Origin of the sequence: Pseudomonas moraviensis (assembly GCF_900105805.1) — a bacterium.
GTDB lineage: Bacteria > Pseudomonadota > Gammaproteobacteria > Pseudomonadales > Pseudomonadaceae > Aquipseudomonas > Aquipseudomonas moraviensis_A.
Genome location: NZ_LT629788.1, coordinates 4,712,825 through 4,730,974, shown reverse-complemented (window position 1 = coordinate 4,730,974; position 18,150 = coordinate 4,712,825). Strand labels below are relative to the sequence as shown.

19 protein-coding genes and 1 pseudogene are annotated in these 18,150 nt (G+C 59.0%); 8 read left to right on the top strand and 12 right to left on the bottom strand.

What is annotated here, in order from left to right; genetic code table 11:
- Positions 1 to 37: 37 nt before the first annotated feature.
- The 3 genes from rpoZ to BLU71_RS21270 form a co-directional block, all read right to left on the bottom strand.
- The gene (gene rpoZ, locus BLU71_RS21280; RefSeq protein WP_008030604.1) at positions 38 to 301 is read right to left on the bottom strand and encodes a DNA-directed RNA polymerase subunit omega; all 264 of its coding nucleotides are present in this window, start codon (positions 299 to 301) and stop codon (positions 38 to 40) included.
- A gap of 168 nt (positions 302 to 469) precedes the next feature.
- Entirely contained in the window at positions 470 to 1,090 is a 621-nt protein-coding gene (gene gmk, locus BLU71_RS21275; RefSeq protein ID WP_039757364.1) for a guanylate kinase, read from the bottom strand.
- A gap of 12 nt (positions 1,091 to 1,102) precedes the next feature.
- Positions 1,103 to 1,966: a YicC/YloC family endoribonuclease gene (locus tag BLU71_RS21270; protein WP_016770639.1), complete on the bottom strand. Its 864-nt coding sequence runs from the start codon at positions 1,964 to 1,966 to the stop codon at positions 1,103 to 1,105.
- 268 nt (positions 1,967 to 2,234) lie between these two features.
- Between BLU71_RS21270 and rph the strand changes: the two genes are divergently transcribed.
- The 3 genes from rph to gltS all read left to right on the top strand — a co-directional run bounded on the left by rph (position 2,235) and on the right by gltS (position 4,930).
- Positions 2,235 to 2,957, top strand: a complete 723-nt coding sequence (gene rph, locus BLU71_RS21265) for a ribonuclease PH (RefSeq protein WP_027610407.1) — start codon at positions 2,235 to 2,237, stop codon at positions 2,955 to 2,957.
- 25 nt (positions 2,958 to 2,982) lie between these two features.
- Positions 2,983 to 3,351: a DUF4870 domain-containing protein gene (locus BLU71_RS21260; RefSeq protein ID WP_016772541.1), complete on the top strand. Its 369-nt coding sequence runs from the start codon at positions 2,983 to 2,985 to the stop codon at positions 3,349 to 3,351.
- Positions 3,352 to 3,721: 370 nt separating this feature from the next.
- The gene (gene gltS, locus BLU71_RS21255; protein WP_083353823.1) at positions 3,722 to 4,930 is read left to right on the top strand and encodes a sodium/glutamate symporter; all 1,209 of its coding nucleotides are present in this window, start codon (positions 3,722 to 3,724) and stop codon (positions 4,928 to 4,930) included.
- A 68-nt stretch (positions 4,931 to 4,998) separates the two neighbouring features.
- On the opposite strand, the gene BLU71_RS21250 is transcribed toward gltS, so the two are convergent.
- On the bottom strand, positions 4,999 to 5,778 hold the full coding sequence (locus BLU71_RS21250; RefSeq protein ID WP_016772543.1) for an exodeoxyribonuclease III: 780 nt from the start codon (positions 5,776 to 5,778) through the stop codon (positions 4,999 to 5,001).
- An 82-nt stretch (positions 5,779 to 5,860) separates the two neighbouring features.
- Here BLU71_RS21250 and pyrE point away from each other — a divergent pair, with 82 nt between their 5' ends.
- Positions 5,861 to 6,505: an orotate phosphoribosyltransferase gene (gene pyrE / locus BLU71_RS21245; RefSeq protein ID WP_042608114.1), complete on the top strand. Its 645-nt coding sequence runs from the start codon at positions 5,861 to 5,863 to the stop codon at positions 6,503 to 6,505.
- A gap of 138 nt (positions 6,506 to 6,643) precedes the next feature.
- Here the strand turns inward: pyrE and BLU71_RS21240 are convergent, their stop codons facing one another.
- The 6 genes and pseudogenes from BLU71_RS21240 to coaBC form a co-directional block, all read right to left on the bottom strand.
- Positions 6,644 to 7,027 carry a hypothetical protein gene (locus tag BLU71_RS21240; protein ID WP_065616365.1) on the bottom strand — a complete coding sequence of 128 codons (384 nt, stop codon included), beginning with the start codon at positions 7,025 to 7,027 and terminating at the stop codon, positions 6,644 to 6,646.
- Positions 7,014 to 7,586, bottom strand: coding sequence for a hypothetical protein (locus BLU71_RS21235; protein WP_083353822.1), 573 nt, complete (start codon positions 7,584 to 7,586; stop codon positions 7,014 to 7,016). The genes BLU71_RS21240 and BLU71_RS21235 overlap by 14 nt, the downstream gene beginning before the upstream one ends.
- A 439-nt stretch (positions 7,587 to 8,025) precedes the next feature.
- Complete coding sequence (gene argB / locus BLU71_RS21225; RefSeq protein ID WP_042608117.1) at positions 8,026 to 8,931, bottom strand: acetylglutamate kinase; 906 nt, start codon at positions 8,929 to 8,931, stop codon at positions 8,026 to 8,028.
- A 17-nt stretch (positions 8,932 to 8,948) separates the two neighbouring features.
- Positions 8,949 to 10,352 (bottom strand): annotated as a pseudogene (locus tag BLU71_RS21220) (phosphomannomutase/phosphoglucomutase); the annotation flags it as partial.
- Positions 10,353 to 10,654: 302 nt separating this feature from the next.
- Positions 10,655 to 11,110, bottom strand: coding sequence for a dUTP diphosphatase (dut, locus tag BLU71_RS21215; RefSeq protein WP_042608119.1), 456 nt, complete (start codon positions 11,108 to 11,110; stop codon positions 10,655 to 10,657).
- Between the two features lie 5 nt (positions 11,111 to 11,115).
- Positions 11,116 to 12,324, bottom strand: a complete 1,209-nt coding sequence (gene coaBC, locus BLU71_RS21210) for a bifunctional phosphopantothenoylcysteine decarboxylase/phosphopantothenate--cysteine ligase CoaBC (RefSeq protein WP_042608120.1) — start codon at positions 12,322 to 12,324, stop codon at positions 11,116 to 11,118.
- A 133-nt stretch (positions 12,325 to 12,457) separates the two neighbouring features.
- Between coaBC and radC the strand changes: the two genes are divergently transcribed.
- A complete protein-coding gene (gene radC / locus BLU71_RS21205; RefSeq protein ID WP_042608121.1) occupies positions 12,458 to 13,132 on the top strand; it encodes a RadC family protein in 675 nt (224 codons plus the stop codon).
- Between the two features lie 148 nt (positions 13,133 to 13,280).
- On the opposite strand, the gene BLU71_RS21200 is transcribed toward radC, so the two are convergent.
- The gene (locus tag BLU71_RS21200; protein ID WP_083353820.1) at positions 13,281 to 14,867 is read right to left on the bottom strand and encodes an ABC transporter substrate-binding protein; all 1,587 of its coding nucleotides are present in this window, start codon (positions 14,865 to 14,867) and stop codon (positions 13,281 to 13,283) included.
- A gap of 446 nt (positions 14,868 to 15,313) precedes the next feature.
- Here BLU71_RS21200 and rpmB point away from each other — a divergent pair, with 446 nt between their 5' ends.
- Together rpmB and rpmG are read left to right on the top strand one after the other, a co-directional pair.
- The gene (gene rpmB / locus BLU71_RS21195) at positions 15,314 to 15,547 is read left to right on the top strand and encodes a 50S ribosomal protein L28 (RefSeq protein WP_007920377.1); all 234 of its coding nucleotides are present in this window, start codon (positions 15,314 to 15,316) and stop codon (positions 15,545 to 15,547) included.
- A gap of 11 nt (positions 15,548 to 15,558) precedes the next feature.
- On the top strand, positions 15,559 to 15,714 hold the full coding sequence (rpmG, locus tag BLU71_RS21190; RefSeq protein ID WP_016772554.1) for a 50S ribosomal protein L33: 156 nt from the start codon (positions 15,559 to 15,561) through the stop codon (positions 15,712 to 15,714).
- A gap of 177 nt (positions 15,715 to 15,891) precedes the next feature.
- Here rpmG and BLU71_RS21185 read toward each other — a convergent pair whose 3' ends face one another.
- On the bottom strand, positions 15,892 to 16,254 hold the full coding sequence (locus BLU71_RS21185) for a cupin domain-containing protein (RefSeq protein WP_042608123.1): 363 nt from the start codon (positions 16,252 to 16,254) through the stop codon (positions 15,892 to 15,894).
- A gap of 236 nt (positions 16,255 to 16,490) precedes the next feature.
- Between BLU71_RS21185 and BLU71_RS21180 the strand changes: the two genes are divergently transcribed.
- Complete coding sequence (locus BLU71_RS21180; RefSeq protein WP_065616363.1) at positions 16,491 to 17,984, top strand: aldehyde dehydrogenase; 1,494 nt, start codon at positions 16,491 to 16,493, stop codon at positions 17,982 to 17,984.
- Positions 17,985 to 18,150: the final 166 nt, after the last annotated feature.

Sequence of the window (18,150 nt, the reverse complement as noted above, 5' to 3'; positions counted from 1 at the left end):
GTGACCCCGCGCCGTGCTACGTCGACCAGGCATAGGCTTAGACGGCCTCGTTCGACTCGTCCTCGAACGCTGCGAACAGCGGTTCATCCTGGACGATTTCCTGCTCGGCGATGAACTCGTAGCTCATCAGGCCTTCAGCAATTTCACGCAGCGCGACAACGGTCGGCTTGTCGTTTTCCCACTGCACCAATGGCTCTTTGCCGCCGGTGGCCAGTTGACGGGCACGCTTGGTAGAGAGCATGACCAGCTCAAAGCGGTTTTCCACGTGTTCTAGGCAGTCTTCAACGGTTACGCGGGCCATGGTATTCCTCGGAGCGAATGCAATATGCGCGCTGCCCGGTTGGGCGAGCGGACTGAGCAGTTTAAAAAATCACCAGCGATTAGGGAAGCGCTGATTTTTTGACCAGACCCTTCAACGCGCTGCAAGCACCAATGTAAAGCGCTTGCAGGCATTTTGGGAAGTGCTGTTTTAACCGAGCAGTTCGGCCAGCAATTTGCCGAAACGCACTTGCTGGCGTTTCTGTTGCAGCTGATTGGCGCGGAAAATCGCCTTCAGATCGTCCAGCGCGTGGGCGAAATCGTCGTTGATGATCAGGTAATCGTAATCGACGTAATGGCTCATCTCGCTGACCGCTTCGCGCATGCGGCCGTCGATGATCTCGTCGCTGTCCTGGCCGCGGTTGGTCAGGCGCTGGTGCAGGGCTTGCAGCGATGGCGGCAGGATGAAGATCGAACGCGCTTGCGGCATCAGCTTGCGCACTTGCTCGGCGCCTTGCCAGTCGATTTCCAGAATCAGGTCGTGACCTTCGTCCAGGGTCTGCTGCAGGCGGCTTTGCGAGGTGCCGTAGAAGTTGCCGAAGACCTCGGCGCGTTCAAGGAAGTCGCCGTGCTCGCCCATCTTCACGAACTCTTCGCGGGTCACGAAGTGGTAGTTCACGCCATCCACTTCACCCGGACGCATGGCGCGGGTGGTGTGCGAGACCGAAACGCGGATCTCCGGATCGGCGTCGGTCAACGCCTTGACCAGACTGCTCTTGCCCGCGCCCGATGGCGCGGAAATGATGTACAGGGTGCCGGTGTGTTGGGTCATGTCGGGGTAGCCTTACTCAATGTTCTGCACTTGTTCGCGCATCTGCTCGATCAACACCTTGAGGTTGACGGCGGCCTGGGTGCTGCGCGGGTCGAAGGCTTTGGAGCCCAGTGTGTTGGCCTCGCGGTTGAGCTCCTGCATCAGGAAGTCCAGACGCCGCCCGGCGGCACCACCGGATTTGAGCACCCGGCGAACTTCGATGATGTGTGTGCTCAGGCGATCCAGTTCTTCGGCCACGTCGCTTTTTTGCGCGAGGATGACCATTTCCTGTTCCAGACGTTGCGGGTCGAGCTCAGCCTTCATGTCGGCAAAGCGGTCGAGGACTTTCTGGCGCTGGGTGGCGAGCATCTGCGGCACCAGTTCACGCAGGGTCACGACGTCTTCTTCAATGGAAGTCAGGCGATCATTGATCAAACGCGCCAGCTCCGCGCCTTCGCGCTCGCGGCCAGCCTTCAAGTCCTTCAAGCCCTGATTGAACAGCGCCAGCGCTTCGGCGTTCAGCGCTTGCGGGTCGGTCGCATCGGCCACCAGCACGCCGGGCCAGGCCAGCACTTCCAGCGGATTCAGCGCAGCGGGATTCTTGATCAGCCCGGCCACGGTTTCCGCAGCGGCAACCAGTTGCGCGGCGCGCTCGCGGTCGACTTGCAGCGGCTTGCCGGTGCTTTCTTCGGTGAAGCGCAGCGTGCACTCCAGTTTGCCTCGCGACAGGCCCTGACGCAGCGCTTCACGCACGGCGCCTTCGAGGTCGCGAAATGATTCGGGCAAACGCAGGTGCGGTTCCAGATAGCGGCTGTTGACCGAGCGCAGTTCCCAGCTCAGGGTGCCCTGAACGCCGGCTTTCTCGACGCGGGCGAAGGCGGTCATGCTGTGCACCATGGCGGTGACCTCGCAATGCAGATCGGCGCGAAACGCTGTTTCGCAGGCGCGATTTCAATGAATTTAAGCCGACTGGCAGCAAAGGCGCAGGATTGTAGCGCAGTGCGGCGAATGCGCCCAAACACACGGTGTGACAAAGCGCTGCAGCCCGTCGGTTATGCGCGCTTGAGGCGCTTCGGTCGTCGGCCGGCGGTTTTAACCAGTGCCCACTCGCGGTGCAGCGCTCTATAATGCTCGGCAGTTTTCCGTCCTCAGTACAGGTATCCCTATGAAACGTCCAAGTGGTCGCGCTGCCGATCAGCTCCGCTCGATCCGCATCACCCGCAACTACACCAAACACGCCGAGGGATCCGTACTGGTCGAATTCGGTGATACCAAAGTCATCTGCACCGTCAGCGTCGAAAACGGCGTGCCACGCTTCCTCAAAGGCCAGGGCCAGGGCTGGCTGACTGCCGAGTACGGCATGCTGCCGCGCGCCACCGGCGAGCGTAACCAGCGTGAAGCCAGCCGTGGCAAGCAGGGCGGTCGTACTCTGGAAATCCAGCGTCTGATCGGCCGCTCCCTGCGCGCGGCGCTGGATATGTCCAAGCTCGGCGATGTGACCCTGTACGTCGATTGCGACGTGATCCAGGCCGATGGCGGTACTCGTACCGCGTCCATCACCGGCGCCATGGTTGCGCTGGTCGATGCCCTGAAAGTGATCAAGAAGCGCGGCGGCCTGAAAGGCGGCGATCCGCTCAAGCAAATGATCGGCGCGGTCTCGGTGGGCATGTACCAGGGCGAGCCGGTGCTGGATCTGGACTATCTTGAAGATTCCGCAGCCGAAACCGACCTGAACGTGGTGATGACCAGCACCGGTGGTTTCATCGAAGTGCAGGGCACCGCCGAAGGCGCGCCGTTCCAGCCTGAAGACTTGAACGCCATGCTGGAACTGGCGAAGAAAGGCATGAACGAGATCTTCGAATTGCAGAAGGCTGCACTGGCCGACTGAAGTTCTTGACCACAAGGAGGATGTGATGAGTGATGAGCAAGAGTTGCTGCCCAAACCGAGCCAGGAGGTTCGCCAGTGGGCGATGTTCTGTCACTTGTCCGCCTTGCTGGGGATCTGGATTCCGTTCGGCAATCTGATCGGGCCACTGATCCTTTGGCAGATGAAGCGCGAGAAGGACCCCTTCATCGACGCGCAGGGCAAAGAGGCGCTGAATTTTCAGATTACGGTGGCGATTGCCTCAATGATCTGCTTCCTGCTCATGCTGCTGATCATCGGTTTCTTCCTGTTTGGTTTGCTGGCGATTGCGGCGCTGGTCCTGACGATCATTGCAGGTGTCAAAGCCAACGAAGGTTTCCCCTACAGATATCCGTTCACCTGGCGATTGATCAAGTGAAAGTCTGTTGTATCGCAATATGAAAATGCCCCGACTTATCGGGGCATTTTTATTTGTGCAACTAAATGATTGGGTTTTGTTGTAGGACTAGTCTGTTAACGATGTGCGGCTTGGCATTTATTTACTGATATTTCTCTATTACATCTTTGGTCACAACTGATCGGGCAAGTGTATATTCCGGTCCTTGTTATTCGCGCAAGCTGGTTGTTAAAGTTGCCCGGTGTAATGTTTCGATTGAAACATTTCGATATGTTCAAGCCAACGATGGCACTTGAACTCCCCAGTAATCAGTGTTGAGAAAATCAGCCGGTTCACCCGTCGGGCCCAGGTAAATGCTCGCCTCGTGAATACTTAGCCAAGAATAATCCACATGATTGAGCTCGATTTCTACGGCACGCTCGTGGCCGCTTCATTAGTGCTGCTTCTCGGGCGCGGACTTGTAACGCGTGTCGGCTTTCTACGAAGTTACAATATTCCTGAACCGGTAGCGGGTGGCCTGGTGGTTGCCGTGCTCCTGTTGATATTGCGCACTTTCGATATAGAAGTCCGCTTCGATACTTCATTGCAAACACCGTTGATGTTGGCGTTCTTTGCCACGATTGGCTTGAGTGCCGACCTTGCCAGTCTGAAAAAAGGCGGGCGCATTGTCGGCATCTTCCTGCTGGCAGTCATTGGCTTGCTGGTGGTGCAAAACGCCATGGGAATAGGGTTGGCAACTTTGCTCGGGCTTGATCCCTTGATGGGCTTGCTGACGGGCTCGATCACCCTTGCCGGTGGTCACGGCACGGGCGCCGCGTGGGGCGCGGTGTTCAGCGAGAAATACGGCCTGGCCTCGGCTTCGGAACTGGCGCTGGCCTCGGCGACGTTCGGTCTTGTTCTGGGGGGGCTGATCGGTGGTCCCGTTGCGCGGTTGCTGATCAAGCGTGTGCAGGTGCCGGGCTGCAGTCCCCAGCAAGCACCGCGACTGCCAAGAGGTTTTGAACAGCCGAACAAAGAACGTTCTATCACGCCCTTTTCTTTCGTCGAGACACTGGCGCTGATTGCCGTCAGCCTGCTCGCTGGCAACTTGTTGAATGATTTGCTCCACGGCACTGCGTTCGAGTTGCCGACATTTGTCTGTGTGCTGTTCGTGGGTGTGGTGTTGCGTAACGGATTATCAGCGCTTGGCTTGTATCAGGTATTCGAGCGTGAAGTTTCTGTGCTCGGCAATGTCAGCCTATCCCTGTTTCTGGCGATCGCGCTGATGTCGCTGAAGCTTTGGGATCTGGCAGCGCTGGCATTGCCGATCTTCATCATTCTGGCCGTGCAGGCGCTGGTCATGGCGCTGTTCGCGATTTTCGTAACGTTCCGGGTAATGGGCAGCAACTATGATGCTGCCGTGCTTGCTGCGGGGCATTGCGGCTTTGGGCTGGGTGCTACGCCGACGGCCATTGCCAACATGCAAGCAGTGACGCAACGGTATGGGCCTTCGCAGATCGCGTTTCTGGTGGTGCCGATGGTAGGAGCGTTCTTCATCGATATCGTTAACGTCATCGTGATCAAGCTGTACCTGACCTTGCCTTTCTTCGCTGCGGTTTAGGAGGCACGGCGTATAAAAAATGCCCGCATCTCACGATGCGGGCATTTTCTTTGGCTGCGATAAAACGCTTAGATGGTCAGCGTCCAGTCGTAGTCGACGATCAATGGCGCGTGCTGCGAGAACCGTGGCTGACGCGGCAGGCGTGCGCTGCGCACCGAGCGACGCAGGCCCGGGGTCAGGATCTGGTAATCGAAACGCCAGCCCAGATTGAGCATCTCGGCCTGTTCGTTATCCGGCCACCAGCTGTACTGGTCGCCTTCGCGGCTGACTTCACGCAGCGCATCGACATAGCCCATGTTGCCGACAATCTCGTCCATCCAGGCGCGTTCCGGCGCCAGGAAGCCTGGAGACTGCTGGCTGTCGCGCCAGTTCTTGATGTCGAGTTTCTGCTGCGCAACGTACAGCGAGCCACAGTAAATGTACTCGCGACGTTTGCGTCGCTGTTTGTCCAGGTACTTGCCGAAATCGTCCATGAGCTTGAACTTCTGGTTCAAGTCCTCATCGCCGTTCATCCCCGAGGGAAACAGCAAGGTGGCAATACTGACTTTGTCGAAATCTGCTTGCAGGTAGCGCCCGTAGCGGTCGGCCGTCTCGAAACCGAGACCGCTGATGACAGCCTTCGGTTGCAACCGCGAATACAAAGCCACGCCGCCTTGGGCAGGGACTTCGGCATCGCAGGCATAAAGGAAGTAGCCATCCAGTTGGAAGGCTGGGTCATCCAGTTCAAAGGCGGAGGCACGGGTGTCCTGCAGGCAGATGACGTCGGCATTCTGGGCTTGCAGCCAACTGAGCAAACCGCGCTCGACTGCCGCCTGAATACCATTGACGTTCACACTGATGATCCGCATAAATGGCCCCAAAAATCGCGTGCGTGTATGATACACGGCGTCAAGCTAATTAGCTAAATCCGTGGTATTTGGGGTTTTTTTCATGCAAGCGTATCAGCGCGATTTCATTCGTTTTGCCATCGATCGCGGCGTTTTGCGCTTCGGTGAGTTCACCCTGAAGTCCGGACGCACCAGTCCCTACTTCTTCAACGCCGGCCTGTTCAACTCGGGTTCGGCCCTGGCGCAACTGGGGCGTTTCTACGCTGCGGCCATCGCCGAAAGCGGCATCCCCTTCGACGTTCTGTTTGGCCCGGCCTACAAAGGCATTCCACTGGCGGCGACTACCGCCGTTGCGCTGGCCGAACATCACGACCGTGATCTGCCATGGTGCTTCAACCGCAAGGAAGCCAAGGCCCACGGCGAAGGCGGCAGCCTGGTCGGCGCACCGCTGACTGGCGAAGTCTTGATCATCGACGACGTGATCACCGCCGGCACCGCCATTCGCGAAGTGATGCAGATCATCGCTTCCCAGGACGGCGCCAAGGCCGCCGGCGTGCTGATCGCGCTGAACCGTCAGGAGCGTGGCAACGGCGAGTTGTCGGCCATCCAGGAAGTCGAGCGCGACTTCGGCATTCCGGTGATCAGCATCGTGTCGCTGAATCAAGTGTTGGAGTTCCTCGCCGACGATCCACAGCTCAAGCAGCACCTGCCAGCCGTGGAAGCCTATCGCGCCCAATTTGGCGTGTGACCAATGTGGGAGCGAGCCTGCTCGCGAATGGCCGTCACACCGAGCGATGTGAGGCGAATACCGCTTTCGCGAGCAGGCTCGCTCCCACAATAAAAAAGACCCAGTTCAGTCAGTTGAATTGGGTCTTTTTGTTGATGATTAACGCAGATTTTGCCATTTGATCAGCAGTCTCAGCGCCAGTCCGACATTGACCAGCGCAAACACCAACAGCGCGACAACCACCATCACGTACAGCGTGCGATCCACATCGAAATCCCACAGATCCAGCGTACTGCTGCGCACGATTCCGACTGCCGCCGGCAAGTTAACGTAAAACAGCGCCACAAAAGCACAGGTCAATGGTAATGCGCGCCAGTAGACAGTGGCCAGAATCTTGTCTCGACTGCGTTTTCGAGCCTGCGAACCCTTTTGATATTCATCCTGCGCCAGCGCTTCATTGAGCGCCGGCCACGCCAGGTTGAACATGAACGTGGTCAGGGTCAGCAGCAAGCCACTGACCGCAACAATGTCACTGAACGGCATTCAGACCCAGCGTGGCGCAGAGCAATGCGTGGGAATCTTCGCTGATCTCGAACTGCCCGGCGCTGCCCTTGCGTTTGGTGATGGGTTTGAAGGTCGGCTCGTTTTGCGTGATGAGCATATTCAACTCATCACGAATCACGTCCGAGCTGATTACCACCAGAAACACGTTTTGCGCATGTTCGGCGGACTCGATCACCGCGCGCATGCTCTGCTGCAGGATGTCGTCGAGCTGGTTGCGAAAGCGCGAAACGGTGTTCTTCAACAGGGTTTTGCTCTGGCTCTGGGTCAGTTGAAAGATCGTCGAAATCTGCGATTCGGTTGGCAGGGTTTGCCCGAAGTAACTCTGGATCAGATACAGCAGGCGATCCTGTTTGGCTTCGTCAGCCCGGCTGGGCATGCCGCCTTCGACCAGCATTTTCAGGTATTCGGTCAGGCTGGCCTTGGCGATGCGCTCCAGCGCATGGGCGATTTCGGCGTCGCCGATGCGCAAGGTCTTTTTCACCGGTTCCTTCTGTTCCTGCTCGAAAGCGTCGGCGTCGATCTTGAACGAGATCTGCATGGATCAGGCGCTCCGGTTTATTTGTCGCTGGCGGCTGGATAGGGATCCTGAGGCGCATCTCCCTGGCCACGCAGCACTTTCCAGCCTTTGAGAGGATGGGAGGCTTCGGTGAAATCAGGGCAGGGTGGCATCGATGTTCGTGACGGGGCTGAATACTCTCGGCCGCAGTCCACGCAGGCATAAGTACCTGCTGAAATGTCACTGCCGTAAGGAACGCTGTCTTTTTGCATGGGAAGATCTCCGCTGGATGAGGGGAAGATCCTAGGGGGATTTGTTCTGAGGGGATGTCGGACATTTCGCCGTGTGGAGTAAGGCGTTTCCTGCGCGCATAAAAAAGATCGCAGCCTTCGTCAGTTCCTGCAAAAGCGGATTCTCGCATGTGCGAAATCCCTGTAGGAGCTGCCGAAGGCTGCGATCTTTTGCTTTCAGCGATCTGCCATCAAGGACGCTTGCGATTGCTGATCAGCGTACCCACGCCGGTGTCAGTGAAGATTTCCAGCAGGATCGCGTTCGGCACACGACCGTCGATGATCAACGAACTGCCAACCCCCCCCTGAACCGCTTCCAGTGCACAACGGATCTTCGGCAGCATGCCGCCGTAAATCGTGCCGTCAGCGATCAAGTCATCGACCTGCTGCGTGCTCAGGCCGGTCAACACGGTGCCTGACTTGTCCATCAGGCCGGCGATGTTGGTCAGCAGCATCAGCTTTTCAGCTTTCAGCGCTTCGGCAACCTTGCCCGCCACCAGGTCGGCATTGATGTTGTACGACTCGCCGTTTTCACCCACGCCGATCGGCGCAATCACCGGGATGAAGTTGCCCTTGACCAGCAGGTTCAGCAGTTCGGTGTTGATGCCGACGACTTCGCCGACGTGGCCGATGTCGATGATTTCCGGCTGGGTCATTTCCGGCGTCTGGCGAGAGACGGTGAGCTTCTTCGCGCGAATCAGCCCGGCATCTTTACCGGTCAGGCCGATGGCGCTGCCGCCATGGCGGTTGATCAGGTTGACGATGCTCTTGTTGACCTGACCGCCAAGGACCATTTCCACCACGTCCATGGTCGCCGCGTCGGTGACGCGCATGCCGTCGACGAAGTGGCTTTCGATCGACAGGCGTTCGAGCAAACTACCGATCTGCGGGCCGCCGCCGTGCACGACCACCGGGTTGATGCCCACGGCTTTCATCAGCACGATGTCGCGGGCGAAGCCGGTTTTCAGCTCCTCGCTTTCCATCGCGTTGCCGCCGTATTTGATCACCAGGGTCTTGCCGACGTAGCGTCGGATGTAAGGCAGCGCTTCGGACAGGACCTTGGCAGTGTTGGCGGCGGCTTCGCGTTCGAGGGTCATTCAGGGCTCCGGATGGATCAGAACGGTAGTTGGAGATCAGGTGCAACGCGTTTCAGTTGGGCGTGGAACACATCCTTGATGCGCTGCAATTCAGCCTCGTCATCGGCCTCGAAGCGCAGCACCAGCACCGGTGTGGTGTTGGACGCGCGCACCAGGCCCCAGCCTTTGGCGTAATCGACCCGCACGCCGTCGATGGTGGTCAGGTCGGCGCCTTCGCCCCACTGAGCATCGTGCAGTGCATCAATGATGCTGAATTTGCTCTCTTCGGTCACATGGATATTGATTTCCGGCGTAGAAATATCGTTCGGGAAGGTCGCGAACAGCTCTTCCGCGGTAGATTTTTCCTTGCTGAGGATCTCCAGCAGACGCGCGGCGCTGTAGATGCCGTCGTCGAAACCGAACCAGCGTTCCTTGAAGAAGATATGCCCGCTCATTTCGCCGGCCAACAGCGCGCCGGATTGTTTCATTTTCTTTTTGATCAACGAGTGACCAGTCTTCCACATTAGCGGCCGACCGCCGTATTCCTTGATCAGCGGCACCAGGCGACGGGTGCATTTGACGTCGAAGATGATCTCCGCGTCCGGGTTGCGTGCCACCACATCGCGGGCGAACAGCATCAGCAGACGATCCGGGTAAACGATGCTGCCGGTGTTGGTCACCACGCCCACGCGGTCGCCGTCGCCGTCGAAGGCCAGGCCGATATCAGCGTTGGTCTCTTTGACCTTGGCGATCAGGTCGACGAGGTTTTCCGGTTTGCCCGGATCCGGGTGATGGTTCGGGAAGTTGCCGTCGACTTCGCAGAACAGCGGAATGACTTCGCAGTTCAGCGCTTCGATCAGCTGCGGAGCGATGACGCCGGCCGCACCGTTGCCGCAGTCGACCACGACTTTCAGGCGCCGGGCCAGTTTGATGTCCTGGACGATTTCGGTGTTGTAGCGGTCGAGGATTTCGACTTGGGTGACGCTGCCCTGGCCAGTGCTCAGATCGTTGTTCTTGATGCGTTCATGCAGCACTTGAATCTGTTCGTTGGCGAGGGTGTCGCCGGCGATCACGATCTTGAAGCCGTTGTAGTTGGACGGGTTATGGCTGCCGGTGAGCATCACCCCGGACTTGCCGGCCAGCACGTTGGCGGCGTAGTACAGCGCCGGCGTCGGTACCAGACCGACATCGCTGACGTGGCAACCGCTCTCGGCGATACCGCGAATGAGTTCCGCAACCAGTTCCGGGCCGGACAGGCGGCCGTCGCGGCCGACCGACACGTTCGGTTCGCCCTGGGCCAGGCTTTGCGAGCCGATGGCGCGACCGATCCAGTAAGCGGTTTCACCGTTGAGGTATTCCGGCACGGTGCCACGAATGTCGTAAGCGCGGAAAATGCTGTCAGGCAGCTTCGGGGCGATCTTGGCGGGGGTGCTCATCTGTGGACATGCTCCATCTCGAAAAGGGCGGGACAGACCGACGAAATGTTCGACGGCAGGCTCAAACTGAAGGGTATGACGGCGTTTTCCACAGAGAGTTCGTGCTATGAAAGGGCCATGACGCCCCGGCTGACCGGGCTTGCGACCGGCAATACCTTGATTTTGTGCGCTTAACCGTGCGCCACCCATTGCACAAATTTTGTGGCGAGGGAGCTTGCTCCCGCTTGGGTGCGCAGCGCCCACAAGATTTTGGGTCTGCTGCGCAGCCCAGCGGGAGCAAGCTCCCTCGCCACAATAGTGTCTTTGCGCTATTTGGTGCCGGTATGCCCGAAGCCGCCGGTGCCGCGTTCGGTTTCGACGAATTCCTCGACCATTTCGAAATGCGCCTGTACCACCGGTACCAGCACCAGTTGCGCCAGACGTTCGCCGACGGGCATGGTGAAGTCGCTCTGGCCGCGGTTCCAGCAGGAGACCATCAGCGGACCCTGATAATCGGAGTCGATCAGGCCGACCAGGTTGCCGAGAACGATGCCGTGTTTGTGGCCCATGCCCGAGCGCGGCAGGATCAGTGCCGCGAGATTCGGGTCGCCGATGTACACCGACAGGCCGGTGGGGATCAGCACGGTTTCACCCGGTTTGATCACGATGTTCTGTTCCAGCATGGCGCGCAGGTCGAGGCCGGCGGAGCCTGGAGTGGCGTATTGCGGCAGCGGGAACTCGGTACCGATGCGTGGATCGAGGATCTTGGCTTGCAAAGCGTGCATGTAAATTAAACCTGGTTCAGACGTTCGGCGATAAAAGTGACCAGTTGGCGAGCGATCTTGCTCTTGCTGGTCTGGGCGAAAACCGTGGCGTGCAGCTCACGGTCGATGACGCTGCAGGCGTTTTCTTCGCTGTTGAAACCGATGCTCGGGTTGGCGACGTCGTTGGCGACGATCAGATCGAGATTCTTGTCCTTCAGCTTGCGTGCAGCGTAGTCGAGCAGGTGTTCGGTTTCGGCGGCGAAGCCGACACTGAACGGGCGGTCGGTGCGGGTCGCGATGGTGGCAAGGATGTCCGGGTTGCGCACCATTTGCAGGACGAAGCCGTCACCGCTCGCAGGATCTTTCTTGAGTTTATGCGGCGCGACGACTTCAGGGCGGTAGTCCGCCACCGCTGCCGACGAGATGAACACGTCGCAAGGCATGGCCGATTCGCAGGCGGTGAGCATGTCGCGGGCGCTGACCACATCGATACGGGTGACGCGATCCGGCGTCGGCAGGTGTACCGGGCCGCTGATCAAGGTGACGCGGGCGCCGGCTTCCACGGCCGCTTCGGCGAGGGCAAAACCCATTTTGCCGGAGCTGTGATTGGTGATGTAGCGCACCGGGTCGATGTTTTCCTGGGTCGGGCCGGCGGTGATCACCACATGCTTGCCGGTCAGCGCCAGGCGCTGGAAGCAGTCGGCGGCGAGCAGCGCCAGATCGGTGGCCTCCATCATGCGGCCCATGCCGACGTCGCCGCAGGCCTGACTGCCCGAGGCCGGGCCGAAAGTCTTCAGCCCACGGCTTTCCAGCAGTTGCAGGTTGGCCTGGGTCGCCGGGTCGCGCCACATCGCCTGATTCATTGCAGGCGCGACGGCCACTACGGCGTCGGTGGCCAGCACCAGTGTGGTCAGCAGATCGTTGGCAATGCCTTGGGCCAGACGGGCGATCAGGTCGGCGGTGGCCGGCGCGATGAGTACCAGATCGGCCCATTTCGCCAGCTCGATATGGCCCATGGCGGCTTCGGCAGCGGGGTCGAGCAAGTCGAGGTGAACCGGGTGGCCGGACAGGGCCTGCATGGTCAGCGGGGTAATGAATTCGGCGCCGCCGTGGGTCATGACCACGCGCACTTCGGCACCCTGGTCGATCAGGCGGCGAACCAGATCGGCGCTCTTGTAGGCCGCAATGCCGCCGCCGACGCCCAGAACGATGCGTTTCCGATACAGCCGCTGCATAGGTCTGCCTTTCATTTCGTTGATGACTGCGGCGCGATGCCCCTCCCCAGGGTTGAATCGACCGCCAAAAAGATGGGCTACGATATCACAGCGACCGCTACGGAACAGCGGCGCCCACAGACAAGGAGGTGCTATGAGTATTCGCGATTGGCCGGCGGCGGAACGCCCGCGGGAAAGGTTGTTGGAGCATGGAGCGGGGAGTCTGTCGGACGCTGAGTTACTGGCGATTTTTCTGCGCACCGGACTGCCTGGGAAAAGCGCTGTGGACCTCGCCAGACATCTGCTGACGCAATTCGGCGGCCTGCGTTTGCTGCTCGAGGCCGATCAGGACGCATTCAGCAAACAAATGGGCCTCGGCCCGGCCAAGTTCGCCCAGTTGCAAGCTGCGCAAGAAATGAGCAAGCGCCATCTGGCCGAGCGTTCACGGCAGAAACCGGCGCTGGAAAACCCTCAGGTCGTCCGCGACTACCTCAAGGCCATGCTGCGCCATGAACCGCACGAGGTGTTCGGCTGCCTGTTTCTTGATTCAAAACATCAGGTGCTGAATTTCGAGGCGCTGTTTCGCGGCTCGATCGACAACACCAGTGTGCATCCCCGGGAGGTGGTGAAACGCGCGCTGGCCAACAACGCGGCGGCGGTGATCCTGTGTCACAACCATCCGTCCGGCAACACCGACCCGAGCCAGGCGGATCGGCTGCTGACCAAGCGCTTGCAGAAGACCCTGGAGTTGATTGACGTGCGGGTGCTCGATCACTTCATCGTCGGTGACGGCGAGCCGTTGTCGATGGCGGAGTGTGGCTGGATGTAGTTCTCGGCGCCAATTCTGGACCTTGTGGGAGCGAGCCTGCTCGCGAAGGCGTTGTATCAGTCGGCATCATTGTTTGCTGACAGACCGCTTTCGCGAGCAGGCTCGCTCCCACAGATTGTTTCCATCCACAGGTTTTGTATCAGGCAGGTTATTTGAGGTTGACCTTGGAATAATCCTGCCGGCCGAACGGGCTGACGGAATAACCCTGAACGTCCTTGCGGGTCAGCGCGTAGGCGGTCGGGTGCGCCAGTGGCAGCCACAACGCCTGCTGCTGGATCTGCGCCTGTGCCTGTTCATACAGCTTGGTGCGTACGCCTTGTTCGCTGGTGGTCTTGCCGGCGCTGATCAGCTTGTCCAGATCGGCGTTGCAGTACCGCGCAAAGTTGGTGCCGGACTTCACTGCTGCGCAGGAAAACTGCGGGGTGAGGAAGTTGTCCGGGTCGCCGTTATCGCCGGCCCAGCCCATGAACAACAGGTCATGTTCGCCGGCCTTGGCGCGGCGAATCAGTTCGCCCCATTCGATCACCCGGATCTCCGCCGGAATGCCGATCTCGGCCAGGTCCGATTGCAGCATCTGCGCGCCGAGGCTCGGGTTCGGGTTGAGCAGGCTGCCCGATGGGCGCGTCCAGATCGTGGTCTGGAAGCCATCCTTCAATCCGGCCTTGGCCAGCAGCGCCTTGGCTTTGGCCACGTCGTGCGGATAGCCCGGCAGGTTCTTCGCATAGCTCCAGGTGTTCGGCGGGTAGGGGCCGTTGGCCGCCTCGGCGGTGTCTTCGAACACGGCTTTGATGTAGCTCGCCTTGTCGAAAGCGAGGTTGATCGCCTGGCGCACTTCCGGCTTGTCCAGTGGCGGATGCTGGCTGTTGATGCCCACGAAGGCGGTCATGAATGCGTCAGTCTTTTCGACTTTCAGTGTTGGTTCTTTCAGCGCGGCCTGTACGTCCAATGGTTTCGGTGACAGGGCGATCTGGCATTCATTGCGCCGCAGCTTTTGCAGGCGCACGTTGGCATCCGGCGTGATGGCGAAGATCAGCGGGTCGACGGCAGACTTGCCACGGAAGTAATCCGGGTTGGCCTTGTAGCGGATCGCCGCGTCTTTCTGGAAGCGATTGAACACAAACGGGCCAGTGCCGATCGGTTGGCTGTTGAGTTTCTCGGTCGCGCCAGCCTTCATCAGCTTGTCGGCATATTCGGCGGAATAGATCGAGGCGAAACCCATGCTCAGGGTGGCGAGGAAGGTCGAATCCGGATGATCAAGAGTGAATCGCACGGTGAGCGGGTCGAGGGCGTCGATCTTCTTGATCAGAGTCGGCAGTTGCATCGACTGCGCATGGGGGAAGCCGCTTTGGGCGACTTTGTGCCACGGGTTGGCCGGGTCGAGCATGCGGTCGAAGCTGAACTTGACGTCTTCAGCGCTCAGCTCGCGGCTGGGCTTGAAGTAATCAGTTGTATGAAATTTCACCTGCGGGTGCAGCTTGAATACATACGTCAGGCCATCAGTGCTGACTTCCCAGCTGTCGGCCAGGCTCGGGATGACCTTGCCACTGGCGGTGTCGAAATCCACCAGACGGTTCATCAGTACGTCAGCCGAAGCGTTGGTGGTAGTCAGCGAGTTGTACTGCACCACGTCGAACCCTTCAGGGCTGGCCTCGGTACAGACGCTCAAAGCGGCGGCCTGGGCGAGGGGGCTCAGCAGGAGCGGGGCGAGCAACAGGGGTAGGGCAGCGAGGCGCATGGTCGGTTTCCTTTACAGATCGAAGGCCCATCTGCAAGTGCAGTCTGGAAAAGTCCTACCCTAGAGCTCTGAATTGCAAATGACTATCCCCTTTTTGTATTTTCAGGCGCAGTCTTGCGCGGTTTCGGGCACCGCCAGGGAGATGAAAAGTCTGAATCGCCTGTAGGGCGGGAATTCTGCGACGAGTGGTCAAAACTCGTCGCGGCCTTTATTCAAGGCACCTGAGGCGGAAAAAATCGCCCCTTTTCCGATTGATTGCACACCGATTGTTGTTGCACCCCGGTCTTTCTGGTATAAAGCAGCGCTCTTTTCTAGGGGCCCGGTTCCTTCACTGTAGGTGTAGCCGGTAAGACCTCTAAAGAAACGCGGCGCCTGGCGCCAAATGACTGAGAGATTAAGCGGCCAACCCATGCCGGGTTGGGCATGTGGTTTTAGAGGGCTGAGGCATGTCGAGAGTATGTCAAGTTACCGGTAAGGGTCCGGTGACTGGGAATAACATTTCCCACGCAAACAACAAAACCCGTCGTCGTTTCCTGCCGAACCTGCAGCATCACCGCTTTTGGGTTGAAGAAGAGAAACGTTTTGTGCGTCTGCGCGTATCTGCCAAAGGCATGCGTATCATCGACAAGCGTGGCATCACTGTCGTGCTCGCCGAACTTCGCCGCGATGGCAAGATTTAAGGGAGCTAATCATGCGTGAATTGATTCGTTTGATCTCGAGCGCCGGTACTGGTCACTTCTACACTACCGACAAGAACAAGCGTACTACCCCGGACAAAATCGAGATCAAGAAATATGATCCGGTTGTTCGCAAGCACGTGATGTACAAGGAAGGCAAAATCAAGTAATTGATTTTTCCTGACTGCGAAAAAGGCCCGTATCTCACGATATGGGCCTTTTTTGTTGCCTCGGATTTGGCGGTGTCTGGTGGGGCCTCATCGCGAGCAGGCTCACTCCTACACGTGGAATGCGGTCCTGTAGGAGTGAGCCTGCTCGCGATAGGGCCAGATCAGGCAGCGAACATCTCAAGCCTTCTGTTCAAAGATCACATAAACCTTGCGGCAAGCCTCCAGCACTTCCCAGGTGCCACGAAACCCCGCCGGAATTACAAACCGGTCGCCAACCCGCAAGGTCTTGGCATTGCCATCGCTGTCACGCAGTACCGAAACCCCCTGCAAAATCTCGCAGTACTCATGCTCGGTGTAATTCACCGTCCACTGACCCACCGCCCCTTCCCACACTCCCACGCCCATTTGCCCACAAGGGCTGTCGTATTGATGGAACACCGCCTGCTCAGGATCGCCCTTGAGCACTTTCGTCGGATCCGGGCGATAGCGCTCGGCTTCGCTGCTGGCGAGGCTGATGTCGACGACGTTGTGGATGTTCATTGTTGTTTTCTCCGCTGATGACGACGCGTGGGCTGGAATGAGCCGAAGTCTATGTTTATTAAAATGAACACCGCAAGGCTGTATGGCCAGCTTATGTCAAATATATTGAAACAAACCCGGCCGCTGGTTTAGGGTGGCGGGTGCCTCGGGCCGAAAGTGCAGGCTGGCCGGGCAGAATTCTTGAACAGCGCCGCAGCGCTTGCGGTGCTCGTATTCAATAAGAGGAGGACACCCGAATGACCACCCTGACTCGTGCCGACTGGGAACAACGCGCCCGCGATCTGCAAATCGAAGGCCGCGCCTTCCTGAATGGCGAATACACCGACGCCGTCTCCGGCGAAACCTTCGAATGCATCAGCCCGGTCGATGGCCGTCTGCTTGGCAAGATCGCCAGCTGTGACGCTGCCGACGCCGACCGTGCCGTAGAAAACGCCCGCGCTACTTTCAATTCCGGTGTCTGGTCGCGCCTGGCGCCGACCAAACGCAAAGCCACCATGATCCGCTTCGCCAGCCTGCTGAAACAGCACGCCGAAGAACTGGCGCTGCTGGAAACCCTCGACATGGGCAAGCCGATCAGCGATTCGCTGTATATCGACGTGCCGGGCGCGGCGCAGGCGCTGAGCTGGAGCGGCGAAGCGATCGACAAGATCTACGACGAAGTCGCCGCTACCCCGCATGATCAACTCGGTCTGGTGACTCGCGAGCCGGTAGGCGTGGTCGGCGCTATCGTACCGTGGAATTTCCCGTTGATGATGGCCTGCTGGAAGCTCGGGCCGGCGTTGTCGACCGGTAACTCGGTAATCCTCAAGCCATCGGAAAAATCGCCGCTGACCGCCATCCGTATCGCTGCACTGGCCATTGAAGCCGGTATTCCGAAAGGCGTGCTCAACGTGCTGCCGGGCTATGGTCATACCGTCGGCAAGGCGCTGGGCCTGCACAATGACGTCGACACGCTGGTGTTCACCGGTTCGACGAAGATCGCCAAGCAACTGATGGTCTACGCCGGCGAGTCGAACATGAAACGCGTCTGGCTGGAAGCGGGCGGCAAGAGCCCGAACATCGTCTTCGCCGATGCGCCGGATCTGCAGGCCGCCGCCGAATCTGCCGCCAGCGCCATCGCTTTCAACCAGGGCGAAGTGTGCACCGCCGGTTCGCGTCTGCTGGTCGAGCGTTCGATCAAGGACAAATTCCTGCCGATGGTGATCGAGGCGCTGAAAACCTGGAAACCCGGCAATCCGCTGGACCCGGCGACCAACGTCGGCGCGCTGGTCGATACCCAGCAGATGAACACCGTGCTGTCGTACATCGAATCCGGCCACAGCGATGGCGCCAGACTGGTCGCCGGCGGCAAGCGCATCCTCCAGGAAACCGGTGGCACTTACGTTGAGCCGACCATTTTCGATGGCGTGAGCAATGCGATGAAGATTGCCCAGGAAGAGATCTTCGGCCCAGTGTTGTCGGTGATCGCTTTCGATACCGCCGAAGAAGCCATTCAGATCGCCAACGACACGCCATACGGCCTGGCCGCAGCGGTGTGGACCCAGGACATCTCCAAAGCACACCTGACCGCCAAGGCCTTGCGCGCCGGTAGTGTGTGGGTCAACCAGTACGACGGCGGCGACATGACTGCGCCGTTCGGTGGCTTCAAACAGTCGGGCAACGGTCGCGATAAATCGCTGCACGCCTTCGACAAGTACACCGAGTTGAAGGCGACGTGGATCAAGCTGTGATGCATTAAGGGGCCTGAGTAGATCAGGCTCCCGACCATACAGAGATCCCTTGTGGGAGCGAGCCTGCTCGCGAAAGCGGTGTATCAGTCAGCAGACCTGCTGAATGTGAAACCGTATTCGCGAGCAGGCTCGCTCCCACACTGGTTTTGTGGTGCACATAAAAATA

Bases quoted from the DNA above. Each gene is read 5' to 3' on its own strand.
- BLU71_RS21200 (WP_083353820.1), bottom strand. From the start codon at position 14,867: ATGCGCCTCGCTGCCCTACCCCTGTTGCTCGCCCCGCTCCTGCTGAGC.
- argB (WP_042608117.1), bottom strand. From the start codon at position 8,931: ATGACCCTCGAACGCGAAGCCGCCGCCAACACTGCCAAGGTCCTGTCC.
- dut (WP_042608119.1), bottom strand. From the start codon at position 11,110: ATGCACGCTTTGCAAGCCAAGATCCTCGATCCACGCATCGGTACCGAG.
- BLU71_RS21250 (WP_016772543.1), bottom strand. From the start codon at position 5,778: ATGCGGATCATCAGTGTGAACGTCAATGGTATTCAGGCGGCAGTCGAG.
- BLU71_RS21270 (WP_016770639.1), bottom strand. From the start codon at position 1,966: ATGGTGCACAGCATGACCGCCTTCGCCCGCGTCGAGAAAGCCGGCGTT.
- rpmG (WP_016772554.1), top strand. From the start codon at position 15,559: ATGCGTGAATTGATTCGTTTGATCTCGAGCGCCGGTACTGGTCACTTC.
- coaBC (WP_042608120.1), bottom strand. From the start codon at position 12,324: ATGCAGCGGCTGTATCGGAAACGCATCGTTCTGGGCGTCGGCGGCGGC.
- BLU71_RS21260 (WP_016772541.1), top strand. From the start codon at position 2,983: ATGAGTGATGAGCAAGAGTTGCTGCCCAAACCGAGCCAGGAGGTTCGC.
- BLU71_RS21240 (WP_065616365.1), bottom strand. From the start codon at position 7,027: ATGCCGTTCAGTGACATTGTTGCGGTCAGTGGCTTGCTGCTGACCCTG.
- rpoZ (WP_008030604.1), bottom strand. From the start codon at position 301: ATGGCCCGCGTAACCGTTGAAGACTGCCTAGAACACGTGGAAAACCGC.
- BLU71_RS21185 (WP_042608123.1), bottom strand. From the start codon at position 16,254: ATGAACATCCACAACGTCGTCGACATCAGCCTCGCCAGCAGCGAAGCC.
- gmk (WP_039757364.1), bottom strand. From the start codon at position 1,090: ATGACCCAACACACCGGCACCCTGTACATCATTTCCGCGCCATCGGGC.
- BLU71_RS21235 (WP_083353822.1), bottom strand. From the start codon at position 7,586: ATGCAGATCTCGTTCAAGATCGACGCCGACGCTTTCGAGCAGGAACAG.
- rph (WP_027610407.1), top strand. From the start codon at position 2,235: ATGAAACGTCCAAGTGGTCGCGCTGCCGATCAGCTCCGCTCGATCCGC.
- BLU71_RS21180 (WP_065616363.1), top strand. From the start codon at position 16,491: ATGACCACCCTGACTCGTGCCGACTGGGAACAACGCGCCCGCGATCTG.
- gltS (WP_083353823.1), top strand. From the start codon at position 3,722: ATGATTGAGCTCGATTTCTACGGCACGCTCGTGGCCGCTTCATTAGTG.
- pyrE (WP_042608114.1), top strand. From the start codon at position 5,861: ATGCAAGCGTATCAGCGCGATTTCATTCGTTTTGCCATCGATCGCGGC.
- radC (WP_042608121.1), top strand. From the start codon at position 12,458: ATGAGTATTCGCGATTGGCCGGCGGCGGAACGCCCGCGGGAAAGGTTG.
- rpmB (WP_007920377.1), top strand. From the start codon at position 15,314: ATGTCGAGAGTATGTCAAGTTACCGGTAAGGGTCCGGTGACTGGGAAT.